This window comes from Coraliomargarita algicola (assembly GCF_033878955.1).
GTDB classification, from domain to species: domain Bacteria; phylum Verrucomicrobiota; class Verrucomicrobiia; order Opitutales; family Coraliomargaritaceae; genus Thalassobacterium; species Thalassobacterium algicola.
Window position 1 is genome coordinate 5,182,992 of the sequence record NZ_CP138858.1, and the last position, 21,710, is coordinate 5,204,701.

Here is a 21,710-nt window from a genome sequence, read left to right on the forward strand (position 1 = left end):
TCCCATGCTTACGATTATGAAACATTCTAAATTAAAAACTCTACTGTATGGCCTACTTTTTATCGGCGCATCCACCTTCGCCTTTGCTCAAAGTGAGGCGACTGTCGAAGAACCAGTCACGTCATCCAACAGTCTTTTGACAAAAGTGAAACAGGGGGGCTGGGCAATGTATCCACTCGGTATCCTTTCGATGTCTGCATTTGCGCTGACAGTTTACAATTTCATTGCCTTGCGTAAGAAGGACTTCTTCGACGACGAAGTCGCTAGACAGGTCGGCGATAAGCTCAACACGCTGGACATCGAAGGAGCCCACGCACTTTGCGAAGAACAACCTTCTCCGCTTACACGAATCGTGAACCATGGCTTGGACTCCATCAAAGGGGGCCACATCGATACCGAATTATTTCGTCAACGCCTAGAGGCTGGGTCGAGTAAAGAACTCGCTAAGCCCTTCGTTGTGATCAACTACCTCGCGATCATCGCTTCAATTGCACCTATGGTCGGACTACTCGGCACCGTCTCCGGTATGGTCAAGGCCTTCGACTCGATTGCAACGGTCGGCATGGGGCAGCCTGAAGTGCTAGCGGGTAATATCTCGGAAGCACTGATCACCACTGCGTCTGGTATGTTAGTCGGTATCCCCGCCATGTTCTTCTTCTTCTATTTTAAAAATCAATACGGCAATCTCGTTGCGGACATGACGATGTATCTCGACGACATGCATGGAGACCTCGTGCATGGCACACGCGCGACGACTGCGAAAATGCTGCCACCTGCCGCGAATCGCCCACATCCTCAAGCACCACGCGATCCACGCGGATAGCCGCAACATCAGCACTCCATATTGATGAGCTTAAAAGGCTATAAACTCCCACAGGGAAACGAAGGCTTTGATCTGACGCCCATGATTGACGTGGTCTTCCTGTTGATCGTTTTCTTCATGACTGTGGCCAGTGCGTTGACCACCAATAAACTCGACCTCAAGCTCGCTGTTGCTGAGGAATCAGCCATACCGAAAGATATCAAAGACCGTTTCACCGTCTCAGTGGACGCTGAAGGTAAGTTCTTTTTCGGAGTTCAAGAACTCAGCGAGCAGGAACTTTCAAGCCGATTGGCAAAGGTAGTTGAGGGGAATACGAACATCAAAATTGTCGTTCGTGCTGGCCGCATGGCTGAGCACCAGCATGTAAATAAAATTTTAACAGTATGTGCACAAAACGGTATTAACGATATCATTTTTGCCACTTACCAAAGTGAGCTGTAAACTGAAACTATGAAAGCTAGCGACATTTTTGAGAGTGCAGGCAAGCCCGATCTAACCCCGATGATTGACGTGGTGTTCCTCATGCTCGTCTTCTTTATGGTCACCACAGAGCTGATTAAGCAGGAGGCTGATTTGGGCATTCAATTGCCCTCGCAAGCTCCACCGACTGCGGCTCCTGAATTACCTTCAAAGCATACTGTTGATATCTTGCCAGATGGCACGGTGCTGCTGAATGGCGGTAATACTGGCGACGATATTTACGGAGAGCTGATTGGCTTAACTCAAATGCTAGGAGGGCTCAAAGCCTCCGCCGACCGCTTGAAGAAGCACACGATCGTGACGATACAAGCAGACAAGTATTCACCGCATTATCGATCGATTGATGTGCTCAACGCATGCGCCAAGGCAAATTTGAAGTTCGTCTCCTTCAGCCAGATGTAACGCGCATATTTCATTTAAAGATAACCGATACAATGTCTACAGCTCACAACGATCAAGAATTGGGAAAGCCGCTGCGTCATAAGAAAAAGCGGAGCGCGGTATTTATCGTGATTATCGTCAGTATCGCTGTGCACCTTTTAGGGCTAGGCGGTCTTGCGGCTATTAAGATCATCGAAGTCTTACAACCCGCACCTGAATTTGAAGCACCGCCGGTTCAGGCTATCGTGACTCCGCCACCGCCACCGCCACCACCTCCGCCAACGACTAAGCGCACGCAGCGCAGTTTGCCACGTCCGCAGCCTTTGGCGGCAGTGAACCCGCAGAGTATGAGTGTGCCATCAATCAATATGCAGGACTCCAACCTTAGCCTGAGTGGCGGTCGTGGTATGGGCGGTGGTTTGGGAGAATTAGGCGGCGGCATGCTTGACCGTGTTGACTTTAGTTTTTTTGGAATCCAATCCACGGGGAATATGGTAGTTCTTCTGGATCGTTCTTTGTCGGGTGCCACTGTATTTAACAGAACACGCAGTGAGTTTTTGAAGACGATCGAAATGATGAAACAGGACTCCGAAGCACGTTATGCTCTGATTTATTTCGGTGGAAATATCGCTGGCCAGAATGCTGTGGGCAAGCTGGCTGGCACTAAAGATCCTACTAAATATGATTTTTGGTTCCCAAAAGGGGTTCGTAGTCATTCATGGTTGGCACCTGACAGTCGCGAAACGGAAGCGGTGATCCGAGAGCTGAATTCGGTTAAAGACCCAAGTGCGAAGGCAGCTAAGGTTAAAACTGCGAAAGATTTAAAGAAAGGCAAAGGAGCTTTCTTTGTATTGGGCACTCAATATTGGGGTGCGTTTAATGCAGCTTACAAAATGGAACCTGCTCCCGCCACGATCTATTTCATGGTCGAGCCTAAGGTTGCTTTTCCCAGTGTGAAAGTGGTGAAAGAAAGCTTTCAAAAATTCAAAAAATATGGAGTGCCGAAACCAGCTAATACGAAGGTGATATTCGTGGTGGCGAAGCCTAAAGAGAATGTCAAAAACGTCACCGAATTAGAGCTAATGGTGAATCTCGTCCATGGAGGCAAGCTCACCAACAAAGAGATTCAAGAACGGATTGTATATTAGGCTTATATTTTGTGTCTCAATCGCTCTTTTCGGCGATATTTATATTCGGTCAAATTTGTTATAGTAGCGCCATGCCCCTATGATTTCTTATGCCTTATCTCATGTTGTGAAAACTCCTCTGATGCTTCGTTCGCAGCGTAAATGCGGCTTTGCTTTAGTCATTGCTTTGAGCCTGATGGCTTTTGTGCTGCTGCTATTGCTTTCGATGACTACTCTGGTGCAGGTTGAGTCTCGATCGGCACAGACGCATATGCAGCGACTGAAAGCCGAGCAGGCAGCCTTGCTCTCTCTGAATATCGCAATTGGCAAACTGCAAGAGACCGCTGGTTTAGATCAGCGCGTGACGGCGCCAGCAGAAGCACTCGCAGGTGTCAATGGCGCGAAGCAGTTGACAGGGGTCTGGCGCTCATGGGAAGGGCGTGATCATCAATCAAATGGGCTACCGATTGAGCCCGATTATGCTTCAAAAATTGACACTGGGGATCAGGATATCGATCCGTCTACTTCGGGTGCCGGCCGATTTCTAGGTTGGCTGGTTTCGGATGCTTATGACCCAGCTGTGGCGGATGCTGAGACCCCTCCCGATTTAGTCAGTAGCCAAGATACAGTGGCTTTGGTTGGGGCAGGGACTGTTGGAGTCAATGCAGTGGCTGAGGAAGTGCACGTCACACCAACAGAACTTCCAGACGGGACTTGCGAGTATGCGTGGTGGATTGGTGGCGAAAATACCAAGGCCTTTTTGCCAGTGCCGGAAGCGAGCGCGGGGGTTTTGGATGCAAGTGCGCGTCTGTCTAGCTCACGTCAATCCGATCCAGCGGTCTTTGATGTTACGGATGCAGATAAACAGGAGCAATTAGGTCGTGTAACGACTCGGAGTGCTCTGAACTTGCTGTCAGATCGGACTGCAAGCGATTCTCCGGTTTCAGAAGAATATTTCCATGATCTGACTGCATTCTCACGGGGCTTGTTAACCAATACCGCGACTGGCGGGTGGCGGCGTGATTTATCACTGATGAGTGAACAATGGGAAGATATGCCTGAGAGTGAACTGCCATTTTTTACGCTCGCTCCAGGGGTGGAAACTGCCGCCAATAAGTTCTCCACACAGTTGGCAGGATTGATCTACCCTTGGTCATCTCGTGTTACCGAAGTAGAGGAAGGAGAGGAAGATGTCGTTTCAAACCTGTCACCCGTTTCCAGTTGGGATCGATTGATGGACTACATGAATTACTATAAGAAACTCGAAGGCAGTGAAGGGAGCGTATTAGTGCATTTCGACCCAATCTTAGATGGTTCTGGTGTTGCTGATGACCTCGCCGTGCATTTGATACCTGCTCGTATTACTTGGCTGCTGGCTTATCATGCTAAGTTCGATTCTTCTAGTGGGCAGTATGAACCGCGATTGGTGATAAAGCCGATTGTCACCATGTGGAACCCTTATAATGTCGCGATCCAAGTCGATGAGGGGTATCGTTTTAGGAGTTGGGCTGCCGGCAATAGGTTTCCGCTAAGTCTTAAATTTTCATTGGATAATGAGGAGATTGGAACCTATGCCTTGAATAAATTAATGTCTGCTAAAACAAGTGGAACTAGTCAGGCAATAACTGTGGAGACTGACTCCTCCGATTCGGCCTCGATTTGGAAGCCGGGGGAGGTTCGAGTTTATAGCGGTGCGGGGGATCGTATTGTATCGAAGACGAAGCTTAATGTTAGTTTAGAGCCAGGCTTACGGATTGATTCGGGTTGGAGTCTTCCATTGCCAAAAGTTGTTTCAGGGGATGCTGACAGCGTATTTAAAGCAGAAATAAGTATTCCTAGCGGCAATTCGTCGACTGTCGTTACGGTTATTTCGAGTGCCATATATCAAGGTAGTTATACTAGCACTTATTCTAACGATCGACTCGCAGAGATTTGGGAAGGTGAGGAGATTACTAATAGTGGCACATTAGGCGATTTGTCAGGTTCAGATTCTCCTTTTTTAATCGCAAGTTGGGGGATTCGACTAATCAACTCGATTGGTGATATTGATAACGTATCACATGAAAGTAAGGGGGCTTTCGAAACCAGCCCATTGGGGTATGCGCCCCAGGCAAATACGCCTTATAAGTCTCCCCATGATTGGTTGTTCATTCCTGTCAATGATTGGGCTGACTCAAACATGCCGACTGCGGATGATGACCTCATTTCAGGCTTAGATGCGGCAGGGTATCTCGGTTCGGGGTTAGATTCCGCTGAGGGGCTGGCGCGACTCGTAGTATCAGAATTGCCGATTCGTCCGCTGATTTCATTGGGACAGCTACAACATTTTGATCATGCTTATTGTAATCGAACTCCGCCACACTTTCTAAATCCAATTGGTAATAGTCATGCATCTTCGCAGATTATGCCTAATGCGGTTTTCATCAATGACAGTGGTGCTTCAGATTCTGAAATATTTGTATATGACCATAGTTATGTTGGAAACCATCTATTGTTTGACGATTGGTTTGTCTCTTCCATTGCGCCCGAAATGGAGGACTGGTCAAAGGCTGAAGCGAGGGACACTCAGACGGTTTATGAAGACTTTGTATCGGGAGAGTTTGCCTTACCGAATCGAGCCTACCTGCCAGCCACCGAGTTGAGCGAGGCAGCTGCCGAAACCGCGGCAGAGGCGTTAATGGTAGATACTACGGCGTGGCATGATGTTGCCTCCGAGATCGAGGTCGAGGGGATGTTTAACATCAATTCGACCTCTGTCGAGGCGTGGACAGCATTGCTGCGTAATATGAATGATGAAGGGGTTGCCGAATTGACCATAACGCCAGATAGCTGGGAGATCGGCCTCACGACTGGCACGGGGCAACCTGTTAGTCGCACGACCATCGCGGGCCCGAGTAATGCTTCAGGCAATTATGCGAACGTTTTAGCGACACACAAGCGGTTAAGCGAAGAGCAAATTGAAGCACTTGCAGAGAAGATAGTCGAACAGATCAAATTACGTGGGCCTTTTCTATCGTTGTCTGAATTCGTGAATCGTCGACTGGTTGCGGATGACGTAGAGTTGGCAAAATCAGGCGTGATTGAAGCTGCGCTGAATGAGTTATCCGAACTTGGAGAAGACTCAAAGAATCCTTATCAGGAGATTCAAGCGGTCTTTGGTGATGCAACTGTTACAGGCACGCTCGAATTTTCTGAGGCAGCGGAGGGGAATGTTGCGTATGCATTTCCTGGTTGGATACGGCAGGCCGACATCTTACGTCCAATCGCACCAGTCATCTCTGCTCGCGACGATACTTTTGTGATTCGAGCGTATGGTGAATGCAAAGGCTCGATTACTGGAGAAAAAGGTGTCGGAGCCTGGTGTGAAGCAGTGGTGCAGCGACGTGCTGAATATGTTGATCCTACAGATGCTAAGACTGTGCTGCCGAGTGAGGCGACTCTAAGCTCGGAGGTTAATAAGCGCTTTGGGCGTCGCTTTTCAGTCATTTCGTTCCGCTGGTTGTCGCCCGATGAGGTGTAAGCTCTGAGTATTCATATTATGTTTCGTTTATACAAATATAACTTCAAGGCGATTTGTCTCGTCATATTCAGTGTTTTCACCGCGTTATCTGTGCATGCGGATCGTGTCGCGCGTATCTTATATTACGGTGCATCGAAGACCGCTCCGAAATCCTCATTTGTTTACACTGGGAAGGGAGATTCGTTTAGTCTTGAAAAACCTCAAGAAGTGAGCTTGGAGAGGCACAATTTTTCGGAGTCATTTGATCTAGCTCGTGGAGCGATCTCTCTCGGATTTCTTCCGGAAAAACTCTCTGAGGATGAACTGTTCCCTGCCTTGGCTCCTAGCGTGAGCATCCCTAAAGGCTGGAAGAAAGTTTTGATTCTGGTATTCGAAGATCTCAGTAATCCAATTATGCCGATCCGGTTGAAGGCGATTGATGCGAGCGAAGATGTGTTTGGCCCTGGCGAACTGTTGTTTATTAACTATTCCGAAGCCTCCATCTTTGGTTTGGTGGGAGATAAAAAACTCCTACTTAAGCCACAAACGACGGTCTTGGTATCAGATCCAGTGAAAAAGAAGGGTTCCTATAAGGTTAAACTGGATTCAGTTCAGGAGACAATTGAGACTCGGCAATGGTTGTTGCGCCAATCTTGGCGTCATGAGCCTGATGTGCGTCGTGTTGTTTTTGTATTTCCATTACCCGCGCCGCGGGTAGCCAAGTTGTATACGACCCCCATTCGAGGTTTTTAAAATGTATAAGTGATTGTAGTATAATTAGATTTCTAATGCATCGCATTTGAAATCAATTCACCCAGACGGTGTTTCAAAACGCTTAGGCGACAATCGCACATCGCTGCCCTTCAGGGCTGTGGTCACGTATGTTTATACGCTCCCGTGCCCGTCGGTTGCGGAGCGCAATTCTCATCCTATTGCATAATCCGGGTTGAAGCGGGCATCCGACATGATACTTCACCATGAGGATTGGCGGTGCTTAGAGCGTTTCTCAAAAGTAATGACGTAAATCGTATGATGAAATGAAGAAATCTAAATGAAACGCCTCGTGTCCCAAAGCGCTGAAGCGCTCACTCTTACCTGAGGATATACAGTCAAAGGTAAGAGTGACGGCTTTAGCCGTTAAGCATATTCTAAATTCTTATGTTGTAGTATAAGCGCAAAGACATTTGAGAAATGCTATGACGAGTGCTCCTAAGTATCGCGACTTCGAGGATGATTATTTTTACGGCAACGCGACCTACGCAGAACGCCGTCTGAGTGTATTGAGTGGTAATTCTAAGGTCAGGCGTGTGCCTTTTCCCTTCGCGGAATCAATTGTTAGTGTGCCGCTAAGCCATTCGGCTCGTTTCTTGAGGGTGCGTAGGGTACTTGCCTTGGAGAGCGCTTTTGCGTCGATACCGACGCCGTCGTCGCCGATGCATAGAATTAACGCACGCGTGTCTTTCTTGATAGAGATGTCAACGTGTTTGCACTGCGCATGCTTCTTCGCATTATGGACGGCTTCTTTGTAGAAGAGCATGAATCTGCCGCGTGTGAGGTTGTCGGTGAGCGCGTCATTCACGATCGGGTCGATATCGATCGTGTATGGCGTCTGCCCGAGCATGAGCTCGGTTAGTTCCTGCAAATGTGTTGCTAGGCTTTTGTGGTGCCCTATTTCAGGCGAGGTGGTTTGAAGCACTTCCTGTAGGCCGAGCACACTCTCTTTGGTCAATCGGAGGATCTTTTTTAAACGATCCTGCTCGTGTTGTGTGTGTATCAGATCTTGTAGGCGCTCGGTTTGAAGTATGATGGTGCCGAGGTTACTGCCGACATCATCGTGCAGATCACTGGCAATCTGTGCACGTAAGTGGAGGACATGTTGGCGGGCTTTTATACGGCTGCGCACGATCAAGGAAATTGCAGTGGCTAGGATGATCACGACTAAACCAATGCTTCCCATTAGGATACCCCTTCGGATTGCGGTTAAGATTGCGGTCTGAGCGCTTCGTAGCATCAACTGCTCCTCCATCAGCTGTTGTTGTTGGTGGAGTCCTTCTGTCCACTCCCGCTGGGAGATGATGCGCCCATTTTCGGTTTCACCATTATTCAGTGTGGCCATCCGTCTGAGAGTGATGTCGCGAGACTTAACTCCACGAGTGTATGTTTGAATCTCGTTTCGCCATAGCAGATCAATTTTTTTAGCAGGAATGAGTGGGAGTCCTCGATGCAGCGCTGTGATTTCACTGAGTTCAATGGTCGGCGCTCTAGGTGTAACTCCTTGCTGTGTCTCAAGGATCGTAATCCTTATTGAGCTCGCTTTTGTTTCATCGAAATTGGCAATAAAAGGGTTTAGCGCCGGGTTGCGCAGTGCGATTCGTCGGTATTGATTGTGGGGCAGGAGTATGTTCCCAGTCTCGTCTAGCAGCTCAATTGTGAAGCGCACGGGGAACCCCTGCCCGTAGTAAAAATGATTTACGGGGTCGATTCGAAGGGCATCAATGGCAATTGGTTCAAGGTAGTGCAGTGTTAGTGTGAGCGGAGTCTCGTTGAGTGCTTTGTTCTCGGTTACTTGGCGGAAATAGTTGAGTTTTTTCTTGTCCTCGATGGCTTGCTGAGGGAGGCCCAGTGGGGTTTGATTATCGGTGAGAAATTTGGATGAGAGCACATATTTACCATCTCGACTGCCGTTGGTCTGTAGCTTCGCGATTGGAGCCAGATTGTGATGCTCTGAAAAAATGAAGATCTCGGCAAAACCTGCGGCATGCCAATCTCTATTTGGGTGCTGCTGTAATCCGGTGCAGCGAATGGTTAAGTTGTCGGTTTTAGTCGGGCTGAATGTCACGAGTTCAGGCAGTGACTGGCGTAGCCTGGCTTGAGCACCATCAAGTTGAGCGAGAGTGGTCGTCGAGCCATCCACATTGGTTTCAATCGTGATCAGTTTTGGCCAGTAGAGATTTTCGTCATAAACTTCATCCATGAACAACCGCAAGGGGAAGAGGGCGGTGGCATCTATTCGATGTGCTTGATCCCAGTTAAAGGTGATCACGACTTCATCGTCGGCGTGTTCTTTATTGTCGGATAGGAATCCGCCCGTGCCCGTGGGTTCACGCAGATTCGGGATCGGTAAATTCTCAAGCTGCTTGCTGATGGCTTCGAGTCGCCGCTCGTTTTGTTGGTAAGTGTCTAAATAGTTGGCGGCGATTATTTGCTCCAGATGTTCGGCTCCTGCGCTGATGTGCAGCCAGAAGGCGGCAAAGATGGTATACTTGCAACCAGCTAATAAGAGTCTGGAATAAACTGTATGGCTATGCATCGTTAGATGATATTCATTGAGGCGGCTTTGTTTACGGCTCCAGACAGGTTGTGGACTTGTAGTTTTTCGTAGATATGGCGAATGTGTGTGTTAATCGTGTGGATACTAACTGAAAGTCCATCAGCCGCTTCCTGTCGAGTATCCCCTGCTGCCAACCGCTCTAAGACTTCCACTTCGCGCTGTGACAGTTCGGCTTCGATGGCCTGAGGCTTGATATGTGAGAATGTGTCGAACACCATTTTTGCAATGTCAGCGCTCAGTGGGGAGATGCCGTGATAAGCATCCTCGATGCCACTGACAATGGCCTTGAGGCCAGAGGATTTGATCAAATAGCCACTGGCTCCAGCTCCAAGCGCTTGTAAAACTTTCGCCTTATTATTGTAGACGGTCAGCACTAAAGTCATGGTTTGAGGAGCGAGTTGCTTGATCTTAGGAATCGCCTCAATGCCTGACATGCCAGGAAGCCCCAGATCAAGAATTATGATATCTGGTGGCGTCGCATCTTCTAGGTATTCGAAGAGAGCTTCAGCGGTCGAAAAGGTTGCATCAATGGCGAACTTCCCAACAGATTCGATTGCTTCGCACAAGGTTTCTCGGAAATCCGCATGGTCTTCCAATAGGCAAACGTGAATAGGAGAAGTGGCTTTATCGTGTCTCATACAAGAACCGATTGCAAACCATTGAACATGGTTGTTCAAGGTTCTGTTTGGTTAAAGTGAGAATAGCGCAAGCGCTGTAGTCTAAGGTGATGTAAGAATCACCTATTCTGGCGATAGACAGATTTCCTCATTTTAGGTAGGATATAAAGAGTGTTGCACTTGATGTGCCGCATTTGCGTCATCCTAATATAAGTTACCATTGCCCAATTATATGAAAAAAATACTGATCCCCGCATTTACCATCGTAGCCATAGTCACATCGTTGAGCGCGCAGACAAGCCTTAGCTTTAACGATCTAAATTCGGACGTGACCACCGCCAATACGCTGAGTTTGGGCGGGCTCATGGCAGGCTTGACGGTGACTGGAGCTCCGAGTGGTGATAATTACCTCTATTCGGTGACTTATACTGGTGCTGATTATGATGGTGATACTTTGAATGACACTCTCACGTTTGGTGTGTTGGTCGAACGATGGACTGATAGCACGCAGACTTTTGGTTCTACAACTCCAAGTAATTCGGATTCGTCGGTAACGATTGGAACTACTAGTGGTCAAGTGCAAATCGACACCGCTGAACACACATGGCATTCATCGGATATTCCAGTGAGTTCAATTACTCGATTTGAGGCGAATCAATCACTCCAGTTCAGTATTGTTTCCTTAGATGTTGATTTTGCGGATGCTGAAGGAACTGCAGTTTTCGCGACAGGTTTTACTCAGGTCAGAATGGAAGAGAATGCGGGAAGTGGTCACCGAACAATCTTCGGTGCAGGAAGTGGTCTGGATGGACATGCCTACAATGCAGATCTTGATAAAACCTTGAGCGCGAGCTACGGCACAGGAGATCTTTTTGTAACGGGTGCGGCAGGAACGGGTAGTAACAATAGACGATATGGCGTTACCAATGTTGATTTCGATATTGTGATTACGGTGATTCCCGAACCCGGCACCTACGCGCTGTTCGTTGGCCTCACTGGTGTGGCTTTTGTGATGCTTCGCCGTCGTCGCGGCTAGTCTGCTATAATTCATTGTTGGGGAGCATCGAAATGATTTGATCTTTGGTGTTCGACGGAGCCTCCTAGGGGGAGGGCTCCGTCACTCTTTTATGAATTAGAAGGCTTGTCTCTCGTTTTTACTAAGGCATGGCAAAGGGGCTGCCATAAAGAAATCGCTTGTAGAATAACAAGAAGGACAGCCAGTGAAACAGGGGGGCAGAGTGGAACTCATTCGAGTAATACTGTGGGAACGTGCGATCCGAATCAGCCACGTGCTCTTTCAGTCGAAACGAATATGATCATGAACAAGCAGGAATAATGAAATGAAATTGTTTTTGAAGTATATGCTGGTGATCGGACTGGCGTCTCATGCCTTCGCGGCAGTCAAGCAACCTAATGTTGTGTTTTTTCTGGTGGATGATCTCGGATGGAAAGATTTAGGGTGTTTCGGAGCTGAGCTCTATGAAACACCGAATATCGACCAGCTGTGCTCGGAGGGCATCCGCTTTCCTCAGGCTTATAGTTCGGCCGCCATTTGCTCGCCAGCGCGAGCTACTGCGTTGACGGGAAAGCATTGCTTGAACTTAAACATGTGGAGCCATCAGCACACGATTCCGCAGGGGCAGAAGATACTTCCGCACTATTTGAAAGAGGCGGGCTACCAAACCTGGCACGTCGGGAAATGGCATCTGGGGAATGAAAAGAAGAAGACGATGCCTACGGACCTTGGCTTCGATGTAAATATTGGCGGTTGGACGGCTTGGGGGCCCGGTTCCTATTTTTGGCCATACAACTGGAAGCCAAATGGAAAAAGCCCTTCTCGCACAAGTGTGCCGATGTTGAAAGAGGGTGGTAAAGAGGGAGAGCAGCTCACGGATCGGTTGACCCAAGAGGCGTTGAGCCTAATCGATCAGCGTGATCCTGATAAACCGTTCTATCTGAACTTTTGGTATTATTCCGTTCATAATAAAAAAGAGGCAAAGCCAGAGCTGATTAAAAAATACGAGCAGAAAATCGCGGACATGGGGTTGGTAGAAACGGTTCGTCACGACCCTAAGACAGGTGCGAAGTTCATCACTAGTGAGACGAATCCGCTGTATGCAGCGATGATCGAAACACTCGACGATTCGGTGGGACGTGTCATCGCAAAGCTCAAAGAGATTGGTGAATATGAAAACACCTTGTTTGTCTTCTTCTCTGACAACGGTTCAACCACGAATGATGTGCCGTGTGCGCCGTTGAATGGCGGTAAGAACTCCACTTACGAAGCGGGCGTGCGCATTCCTGGGTTTGTGGTTTGGAACGGCGAAATTAAGCCCGGCACGGAATACGAAGGGGCGGTATTTATTGGCGATATATTTAATACAATTATGGCGGCAACGGGGCAGGAGATTCCGACTGACCACCCCACCGACAGCGTCTCCTTGTTGCCGGTCTTTGCGGGCGAAACGCTTTCGCCGCGTGAGTTTTACTGGTATTTTCCTGATAGCCGAAAACATTGGGGGCAACGGGCGAATGCCGCGATATTTGATGAAAAAAACGGCATGAAATACATCATGTTCTTCACGGGAGAAGAGGACGAATTGTATGATATACGAGCGGACATTGGTGAAACTACAAATTTGATGGGACACTATCCCGAAGTGTCACAGGTTTTGCAGAAAAAGCTGATTAAATTTATGAACAGTCATTACGGAAGCCTCCCGACACCGCCTAAAAAATATAAGGAAGGTGTTATGAAGCGGCTGAACGCAAATGATAATGGCAGCTGATCTTGTTGCTACGAGCTAGGTCGTCGGCCAATCGAGTAGAAGGCATTAAGGTTATCAGGTATAAGCATGAAGAAATGGATAGTTCTAGTTGTTTTTACAGGTTTGTTTTCGTCAGTCGTTCTAGCGGATGGTTTGTCTGGCAGTCGTCCGAACATTATCTTCATTCTGGCAGATGATTTGGGATGGGCGGATACCAGTCATAATGGTGCAGAGTTTTATGAGACACCGAATTTCGACCAGTTGACTCAAGACGGGATGGCATTTACTCGAGCCTATTCGGGCGGTCCGAATTGTGCGCCGACCCGCGCATGCCTGATCTCTGGGATGTATACGCCGCGTCACAAAATATGGACGCCGGGCATGAAATCTAAGGGCAGCTATAAGAATATGAAACTTCTAGTTCCTAATCGGGAGGGGCAACAGGGCGACTGGTTTGAGTCTAAAGATAGTCTGGATCCGAGCGTTGTTTCCATTGCCGAAGTGCTCAATCAACAGGGATACAAAACCGCGATGATGGGGAAGTGGCACTGTGGTGACGATGAGCAGGGCTTTGATGTTTTCAGTGGCGACGGCACGGATAAAAAGTATAAAAAACACTACGGAAGTCCTACAGTTGCTGATTCATTGACCGAAGGAGCGGTGAAGTTCATTTCAGAGAATAAGGATGGGCCCTTTTTTCTTTATCTAGCGCATTGGGATGTTCATGCACCTCACCGTGCAAACAAAGCGGTGATTGAAAAATATGAAGCTAAATTGAAGGCTCGAGACGATTGGTCCGAAAAGTGGAGGCCGACGTATGCTGCAATGATCGAAGCGTTTGATACGAGCATCGGTAAAGTGCGCGACACGGTCAACGAACTTGGTCTTGCCGAAAACACACTCATCATTGTTACCTCGGATAATGGGTCAATATGCCAGATCAAGGGCGGGCCTCTACGAGGCGGTAAAGGTAGTTTGTTCGAAGGCGGGGTTCGTGTTGCAACTAGCATGTCTTGGCCAGGTGTTATTCCCGCGGGGACTGAATGTAACATCCCGATTACTAGTGTTGATATGATGCCTACTTTTGCGCAACTCGCTGGAGGGGAGTTGCCCGCAACCCAGCCAGTTGACGGTCAATCTTTTGTGCCGCTTTTGAAAGGAGAAAAAGCTCTGGAGGATCGCAGTATATTTTGGCACTACCCCATGTATTTAGACTCCAAGGGTAAGGCTGTCATTCCGATACACGGGACGAATCGAATGTATTGGCGCGGCGTTCCAGCGACTATGATTGTTACTGGAGACTGGAAGTTGATTTATTACTACGAGGATCAATCGGTGAAGCTTTTCAACGTTCAAGCAGATCCTTATGAGGCGAGTGAGCTGTCGTCTCGGCACCCTGAAAAAACGCAGCAAATGTTGAAAGAACTCAAGGAGTGGTTGCCGCAACAGATGCGCCTGTTCCGGATAAAATGAATCCCGACTTTTTTCCGAAGGTCGGACAGGGAGATCAGAGGCTTAAGGGAACCAAGAAATAAGCGATAGGAATTCGGCCTAACTTTAATCGTGCTGAACAAACTATGAAAAATCCTGCTATTTACCTATCGATCTGTATTGCTGCCTGCTTGACGCAAGTGCCACTGAGCGCGCAGCATGTGCTTCACTACAACGCCCCAGCTATACCTGGAGAACAGGCAGTTGAGAAAAAGGCCGAGAAGGAATTCATTGCTAATGCCTTGCCGCTGGGAAACGGCCGCTTGGGGGCAATGTTTAGCGGGGGGATTGATCGTGAGCTGATCGTGACTAACGAAATTACTCAGTGGGCGAATTCTAATCGTGGACTTGATCCTGTTGCGCAGTCTGGCTCAAAGCCAGGAGCTGGCAAGGATCTTGAAAAAGTGCGCGAGGTGTATCGGGCGGGCAAATATGGCACTAAAGAAGGAGGCATGGAGTGGACTGCAAATAAATACCTTTGTGCCGATATGAAACTAGGGAACTACTCGACGTTTACCGAAGTGCAGATCGATACGGGGCATGATCCGAAACAAGTGTCCAACTATCGTCGAGCGTTAGATCTTGAGAATGCGCTTGGTCAGGTGAGTTATTCAATTGGTCAGGCAAACTATACGCGCGAGTATTTTGTCAGCCATCCACATGATGCGATGGTGATGCACTATACGGCGGACAACGCTACGCTAGATTTGAAAATCGGCACTACCACGCGTCACAATACGCAGGTTTTAAAGGCTGCAGGAAATCGAATCACGCTGTTGGCAGAGGTTGAATTGGCAAACGATATGGCGGGCTTTACGCAGGTGATTGAAGTCGAAACTACTGGCGGAAAAGTGACTCCATCTAAAGATGGTCGCCTACAAGTTTCGGGTGCGAGTGCAGTCACCATCTACCTCGTTGGTTACAATGATTACCTGCCAGTGTTCCCGCATTTTAAAGGGCGCGATTATCAGTCGGAGGCGAAGGTTGCACTGCAGAAGCTCGTGGCGGGTGGCTATGCTGCGGTGAAGGCCACGCACCTCGCCGACTACAAGTCACAAGCACAGCGCATGCAATTGGAGCTCGATTTTGAGCCGTCCGGATTGACGACTGACAAGTTACTCCAGGCAGGCGGTAGCGTTGAACTTGATCTACTGTATTTTAACTATGCACGCTATTTGCAGTTGGGGTGCTCGCGTTCGGCTCCAGTGCCATCGAATTTACAGGGTCTATGGAATCCTCATACAAAACCAGCATGGAATGCTGATTACCACTTCGACATTAACTTGGCGATGAACTACTGGATGGTGGAGACCGCAAATTTGCCGGATTCCTTTTCGCCCTACGTAGAATACATGAAGATTATTGCGGAGTCTGGAAAGCATGTCGCTAGTGAGAACTACGGTATTAATAAAGGGTGGTCCGCCGCGCTGAATAGCAATGTCTATGGAGTGGCAGGCCCTTACAATACAGGTCGTCGGGTGCAGCAAGCAGGGCACTGGTTGTCGCAAAATCTATACGATCACTACGCCTTCAATCAGGATCCTGAATACCTGAAGGAAATCTATCCAATCATCAAGGGGGCGTCCGAGTTCTTTGTCGATTTCCTAGCTCCATGGAAAGATGGCACTCTGGTGGTCTATCCCACTTGGTCTCCAGAAAATTATTTTCTAAAGCGCCCCTACGGAGCACGAAACAAGCAAAGCTATGGTGCCTCGTGGGATCAACAACTGGTCTTGAACCTTTTTACTGACTGCATCGAAGCCAGCCGAAAACTCGGCGTGGATGAGAACTTCCGCAAGACGCTGGAAGAAATAATCCCACGGCTATGTCCACAAAAAATTGGTCAACATGGACAGGTTCAAGAATGGCCTGAAGACTGGGATGATCCTAAGAACACCCACCGCCACATTTCTCACTTGATCGCGCTGCATCCGGGTAGAGATATTTCTCCTCTGACAACTAAAGAGCTTTCTGACGCAGCATTGGTGACCATGGGGCATCGCGGAGATCAATCGACGGGTTGGAGCACGGGTTGGAAAACCTGCTTCTGGGCGCGCCTTCACAATGGCGACAAGGCACACTGGTTTTACCGTTTTCTCAATGTAGAACGAGCCTATTCAAATCTCTTTGATTTTCATCCGCCGTTTCAGATTGATGGTAACTTCGGTGGCCCTGCCGGGGTCTGCGAAATGCTGCTGCAAAGTCATCTGCGTAGTATCGACAATGATGCAATGGATATTGCGCAAGCGGCCTATGTTGCCTACCAGCGTGATCCGAAGGCGCCGACTCATTACATCCCTGTGGTGCCGCCAGCCGAGTTGGCTGATGCGCCATTTATTCTGCACCTACTTCCAGCACTTCCGTCGGCATGGCCGAATGGTTCGGTGAAGGGGCTGCGTGCTCGCGGCGGATTCGAAGTCGATCTGGATTGGGAGGAGGGCCAGCTTGTGGCTGCGCAGGTTCGTGCGATGCGCGATGGCTCCTTCCGTATTTATGCAGATGGCAAGTTAAGCGGCTTAATCACTCTGAAGAAGGGTGAAAGCTATCGCCCGAATATATAGAGTATAAAGCCATACCATGGAAACATATCAAATCAAACAATGCACTGCTAGTTTGGTCGCATTCTGTGCATTGGCTTACTCCTGTATGCTGCTTTCTAGTGGTAGCACAGTCCATGCTGCCGAGAAGTTTCCTAACGTGGTGCTAATTTTTTCGGATGATTTGGGCTACGGCGATCTTGGTTGCTATGGCGCGACGAAAGTTCAGACAGCAAACATCGATAGCCTCGCAAAGGACGGGCGAATGTTTACCGATGCGCATTCTGCTTCCGCCGTATGCACACCTTCGCGCTATGCACTATTGACCGGGGAATACATATTACCAGCATTACTTGAAGATCCGAAAGAAAATATTCGCGAAAACCTATTATTAGCTCCTAAAAGTGCTAGGCACCTAGCTATCCGTAAAGGTAAATGGATGTATATCCCAAAGCGTGGCAGCGGAGGCTTTTCAGGTTCTAAAGCGACTGACCATGCCTGGGGAGGCCCACCAGCTATATCATTTATGGGTAGTGAGAATAGCGATGTCGAAAACGGTGAATATAAGCAAGGTGCGCCCACCGCTCAACTTTACGATCTAGAGGCTGACCTAAATCAGACCACAAACCTGTATCAGCAACATCCAGAAGTTGTCAAATCGATGGAAGCGTTACTCACCAAAATCAAAAAAAATACAATAAAGGAAAACAGCCGTAAGCACTAGGCTGAAAAATGAAAGAAACAAAAGATAGAATGATGAAAATGACTAAGATGATTATGTGGGCCTTGCTTCCAGCATGCCTTTTGTCTGTGCCTGTTGCAAACGCTGAGGATGCGCACGGAACCGTTACATTCACGAAGACAGACTTGACCGGTATTGGCCCGGAAAAGAAGGTCTCGCGCCGTGATCCGAGCGATGTGATCAAGGTGGGGGATCTTTATTATGTCTGGTATTCGAAAGGTCCGGTTAGAACTGGTTACGATGCCACAGTCTGGGGAGCAAGCTCTCCGGACGGTGTGAACTGGACGGAAATAGGCGAAGCGGTCTCCAAAGGCGGAGCTGGCGCCTGGGATGAAGCGAGTGTTTTCACCCCCAATATCCTTGTTGCCGAAGGGCAATACTGGCTATTCTACACGGGTATTTCGAAAAATCCGAAGGTAAAGCCCGATTCCAAAATCGGCATCGCGGTATCAGACTCTCCGAATGGGCCGTGGCAAAAGCTAGATACTAATCCAGTTCTGAAGAACAGCGATAATAAATCGGACTTTGACAGCCATCTGGTTGATGATGCCTGCCTGATTGTCCGCGACGGAAAATATTGGTTCTACTACAAAGGCCGTCAGCTGGGTAAGAAAGCCAGTCAAACCCAAATGGGACTAGCGATTGCGGATCACCCCGGAGGCCCCTATCTCCGTCATCCAGAAAATCCTGTCATTCCCGGCAATCACGAAGTCGTGGTCTGGCCGCAGGGTAAAGGGGTTGCGGCAATGATCGGGAAGGTTGGCCCCAAGGATATCGTAAAGACCATCCAGTATGCTGAGGATGGTGTGAACTTCACAAAAACACATGATATGGCATCCACGCCTTTTGCAGGTGGAACTTATCGGCCCGAGGCTTTTTCAGACACGAATCAGGGGGAAGCTCCAGCGTGGGGCGTGCACATTGGAAAAGGTGGAAAACTTTACTGTATTCAGCGCTTCGATATCGAGTGGTCTGAATAATTTACCGGAATTATACTGAAAGTGCGGGGCGGAGTGCTGAAGAGCTGACGCCCCGCGAGAGATGAATCGCGAAGAGGAAAGCCATTGTGAGCAATGGAAATAATGTTATGAAAAAGAAGTTTTTATCGTTGTGTTTGTTGGCGGTTACGGCGGTCGCTTTTGCCCAGCCGAACTTTGTGGTCATCTTGACCGATGATCAGGGGTATCAGGACCTTGGTTGTTACGGTTCACCTAATATCCGAACTCCAAACATTGATCGGATGGCTCAGGAGGGCATGAGATTTACGAGCTTTTATGCCCAGACCGTCTGCGGTCCTTCCCGCGTGTCGCTAATGACGGGGTGTTATCCTATGCGCACAGAAAGAGATGCTGGAGATAATGGAATGACTCCGCACCCCGCGATGTCGTTGAATGAGATAACGATTCCGGAAATACTGAAACCGCTTGGCTATAAAACCGGAATGGCTGGGAAATGGGATCTGTCTGGACGCTTTAAAGCATTCCGAGTGGAGCTGAACCCCAGTAATCAGGGATTTGACACTTCTTTGTGGACGAAAAATAGCGATTCAAAGCTTATCTATGAAGCAGGTAAGCCCTCCCTAGAGAAGTCTAGCAGAGCCTCACTTACTGAGCTATATACTAATAGAGCCATTGAGTTTATCGAAACCAATAAAGACGGACCCTTCTTCTTTTATCTCGCTCATCCCATGCCGCATACGCCTCTCGCTGCTTCGGCACAATTTAAAGGGAAGTCAAACGCGGGGCTTTACGGTGATGTTGTCGAAGAGCTTGATTACCATACCGGCCGTCTCTTGGATAAAATTAAGGAGCTGGGCTTGGATGATAACACCTACATTATATTTGCGAGTGATAACGGCCCTTGGTGGAAGGAGAAAAAACATGCGGGACATTGCGAACCACTTCGCAGCGCTAAGACTAGCACTTATGAGGGAGGACTCCGCGTTCCCTTCATTATCCGAGCACCGGGTAAAGTTCCAGCAGGGACTACATCCGATCTCGTGACTGCAATGATCGATCTCCTCCCTTCGATTGCCAAAATCACAGGAGCAAAAGTGCCGGCAGATCGCGTGATCGACGGGCTCGATATCTCTGATATTTTCCACGGAGACCAGACCGATCTAGATCGCCCCTTCTTCTTTTACCAGCATCAGGCACTGCGGGCTGTGAGGATGGGGGACTGGAAACTTCATCTTCCTCACTCCGAACTGGACCGCACGAAGCAGGGGAAAGGTTGGCAATCTCACGTTCCTGAAAAGGATCGTCCGTATATTGAGGAACTCACGCTCTATAATCTTAACGATGATATTGGCGAAACCACCAATGTGGCCAAGCAGCACCCGGAAGTGGTGGCCTCGCTCCTGAAACAGTTGGAGTTTGCTAAGGAGGACATTGGTTATCACGAGGTGATTGGGGAGAATTCTCGACGAAACGAGATTGAGGCTAAAGCGGGGGCAAAGGCATTGAGCAATGAAGGGAAAAAGAAATGATAGCGAAGAAAGTATATTTACTGTTTTGTTTACTGGTAGTTGCTGGAACTGCATGGGCTAAACCCAATTTCGTGATTATCTTGACCGATGATCAAGGATATGGAGATCTCGGCTGTTTTGGTGGCACGCATATCCAGACACCAAGGATCGATCAAATGGCGGCCGAGGGAGCAAAGCTAACCAGCTTCTATATGGCTGGAGCGGTTTGCACCCCGTCGCGAGCAGGCTTGATGACGGGGAGTTATCCCCAGCGCGTCGGCATGGCTAACAGGGTTTTACTTGCGGTAGATTCGGTTGGGCTCAACCCGACGGAATTGACGATTGCCGAAGTGCTGAAATCGGCGGGCTATAAGACTGGGATGGTCGGCAAGTGGCATTTGGGCGATCAACTTCAATCGATGCCCATACAACAGGGATTCGATGAGTTTTTCGGGATTCCCTACAGCCACGATATCACACCGTTTCATGGCAATAAAAAGTATAAATTCCCGCCCCTGCCCTTACTGGAAGGCGAGACGGTGATCGAGTTGGCGCCGGATGCCGATTATCTGACCAAGCGAATTACGGGGCGCGCGGTTCGTTTTATTGAAGAGAATAAGGATTTCCCGTTTTTTCTCTATATCTCGCATCCCGCGCCGCATCGGCCGATCTCGGTATCGCCTCCGTTCAGGCAGGATTTGAGTGAGTCGCTTCGTGCTAAACTCGCGCTGGAAAAATCGAACAATACAATAGAGGCTAAAGCCCGGGACGCGATGTATTCGTGTGCGATCAGTGAAGTTGATTGGTCGGTCGGACAAATTTTGGATGCTCTTAAAGAACAAGGAGTCGATGAAAATACTTTGGTGATCTTTACATCGGATAATGGTCCGAAGCTTGGAAATTCTGGTCCGTTGAAAGGTGGTAAAGGGTCCACGTTCGAAGGCGGTATGCGTGTGCCAACGGTTATTCGCTGGCCGGGGAGAATTCCGGCTGGTGTAGATCGTGATGAACTGATGACCGCAATGGATTTGTTGCCTACCTTTGCAAAATTGGCTGGGGCGGATGTTCCGATCGACCGAGTGATCGATGGTAAGGATATCTGGCCGGTGTTAGCCGAAAATCACGAATCCCCTCATGAGGCCTTCTTTTATCATAGTAAGAATCAACTCAAAGCCGTGCGAAGCGGTCAATGGAAGTTGCACTTGGCCTTTCGGGTGAAAGAAGCCGGTCTGGGAAAGGGAAAAGGGAAGGGAACTGTGGCACCAGCGCTCTTCAATCTAGATGAAGATCTGGGGGAGCGGAAAGATGTTTCGAAGTCTCACCCCGAAGTTGTTGCGCGGTTGCTTGAGCTTGCTGAAGTTTTTGAACAAGAGCTAGCCCACAACAATCGACAAGCGGCTTTTGTCGATAATCCCGAACCGTTAACTATTCGTAAGTAAGCACGAAT

Annotated in this window: 16 protein-coding genes; 14 read left to right on the top strand and 2 right to left on the bottom strand. The window is 48.7% G+C overall.

The window, feature by feature from the left end; genetic code table 11:
• Nucleotides 1-16 precede the first annotated feature (16 nt).
• From SH580_RS21200 to SH580_RS21225, 6 genes are all read left to right on the top strand, one after another.
• Entirely contained in the window at nucleotides 17-823 is an 807-nt protein-coding gene (locus SH580_RS21200; protein WP_319832803.1) for a MotA/TolQ/ExbB proton channel family protein, read from the top strand.
• Between the two features lie 24 nt (nucleotides 824-847).
• Entirely contained in the window at nucleotides 848-1,264 is a 417-nt protein-coding gene (locus tag SH580_RS21205) for an ExbD/TolR family protein (RefSeq protein ID WP_319832804.1), read from the top strand.
• Nucleotides 1,265-1,273: 9 nt separating this feature from the next.
• Complete coding sequence (locus tag SH580_RS21210; protein ID WP_319832805.1) at nucleotides 1,274-1,705, top strand: ExbD/TolR family protein; 432 nt, start codon at nucleotides 1,274-1,276, stop codon at nucleotides 1,703-1,705.
• 32 nt (nucleotides 1,706-1,737) lie between these two features.
• Nucleotides 1,738-2,832, top strand: a complete 1,095-nt coding sequence (locus SH580_RS21215) for a hypothetical protein (protein WP_319832806.1) — start codon at nucleotides 1,738-1,740, stop codon at nucleotides 2,830-2,832.
• A 106-nt stretch (nucleotides 2,833-2,938) separates the two neighbouring features.
• Entirely contained in the window at nucleotides 2,939-6,331 is a 3,393-nt protein-coding gene (locus tag SH580_RS21220; RefSeq protein ID WP_319832807.1) for a hypothetical protein, read from the top strand.
• An 18-nt stretch (nucleotides 6,332-6,349) separates the two neighbouring features.
• Complete coding sequence (locus tag SH580_RS21225; protein WP_319832808.1) at nucleotides 6,350-7,063, top strand: hypothetical protein; 714 nt, start codon at nucleotides 6,350-6,352, stop codon at nucleotides 7,061-7,063.
• 502 nt (nucleotides 7,064-7,565) lie between these two features.
• On the opposite strand, the gene SH580_RS21230 is transcribed toward SH580_RS21225, so the two are convergent.
• Together SH580_RS21230 and SH580_RS21235 are read right to left on the bottom strand one after the other, a co-directional pair.
• Nucleotides 7,566-9,620: a sensor histidine kinase gene (locus SH580_RS21230; RefSeq protein WP_319832809.1), complete on the bottom strand. Its 2,055-nt coding sequence runs from the start codon at nucleotides 9,618-9,620 to the stop codon at nucleotides 7,566-7,568.
• Between the two features lie 2 nt (nucleotides 9,621-9,622).
• Nucleotides 9,623-10,279, bottom strand: coding sequence for a response regulator (locus tag SH580_RS21235; protein ID WP_319832810.1), 657 nt, complete (start codon nucleotides 10,277-10,279; stop codon nucleotides 9,623-9,625).
• A 211-nt stretch (nucleotides 10,280-10,490) separates the two neighbouring features.
• Between SH580_RS21235 and SH580_RS21240 the strand changes: the two genes are divergently transcribed.
• The 8 genes from SH580_RS21240 (at nucleotide 10,491) to SH580_RS21275 (ending at nucleotide 21,702) form a co-directional block, all read left to right on the top strand.
• Nucleotides 10,491-11,294, top strand: coding sequence for a PEP-CTERM sorting domain-containing protein (locus SH580_RS21240; protein WP_319832811.1), 804 nt, complete (start codon nucleotides 10,491-10,493; stop codon nucleotides 11,292-11,294).
• 304 nt (nucleotides 11,295-11,598) lie between these two features.
• Entirely contained in the window at nucleotides 11,599-13,047 is a 1,449-nt protein-coding gene (locus SH580_RS21245; RefSeq protein ID WP_319832812.1) for a sulfatase, read from the top strand.
• A 66-nt stretch (nucleotides 13,048-13,113) separates the two neighbouring features.
• Complete coding sequence (locus tag SH580_RS21250) at nucleotides 13,114-14,499, top strand: sulfatase (protein WP_319832813.1); 1,386 nt, start codon at nucleotides 13,114-13,116, stop codon at nucleotides 14,497-14,499.
• 104 nt (nucleotides 14,500-14,603) lie between these two features.
• Nucleotides 14,604-17,078 (top strand): glycoside hydrolase family 95 protein, encoded by a 2,475-nt coding sequence (locus SH580_RS21255; protein WP_319832814.1) that lies wholly within the window; start codon nucleotides 14,604-14,606, stop codon nucleotides 17,076-17,078.
• An 85-nt stretch (nucleotides 17,079-17,163) separates the two neighbouring features.
• Nucleotides 17,164-17,778: a sulfatase-like hydrolase/transferase gene (locus tag SH580_RS21260; protein ID WP_345786238.1), complete on the top strand. Its 615-nt coding sequence runs from the start codon at nucleotides 17,164-17,166 to the stop codon at nucleotides 17,776-17,778.
• Between the two features lie 8 nt (nucleotides 17,779-17,786).
• Nucleotides 17,787-18,776 carry a family 43 glycosylhydrolase gene (locus tag SH580_RS21265; protein WP_319832816.1) on the top strand — a complete coding sequence of 330 codons (990 nt, stop codon included), beginning with the start codon at nucleotides 17,787-17,789 and terminating at the stop codon, nucleotides 18,774-18,776.
• A 107-nt stretch (nucleotides 18,777-18,883) separates the two neighbouring features.
• A complete protein-coding gene (locus tag SH580_RS21270) occupies nucleotides 18,884-20,284 on the top strand; it encodes a sulfatase family protein (RefSeq protein WP_319832817.1) in 1,401 nt (466 codons plus the stop codon).
• Nucleotides 20,281-21,702, top strand: coding sequence for a sulfatase family protein (locus tag SH580_RS21275; RefSeq protein WP_319832818.1), 1,422 nt, complete (start codon nucleotides 20,281-20,283; stop codon nucleotides 21,700-21,702). Before SH580_RS21270 ends, SH580_RS21275 begins: the two co-directional genes overlap by 4 nt.
• The last annotated feature ends 8 nt before the right edge of the window (nucleotides 21,703-21,710 follow it).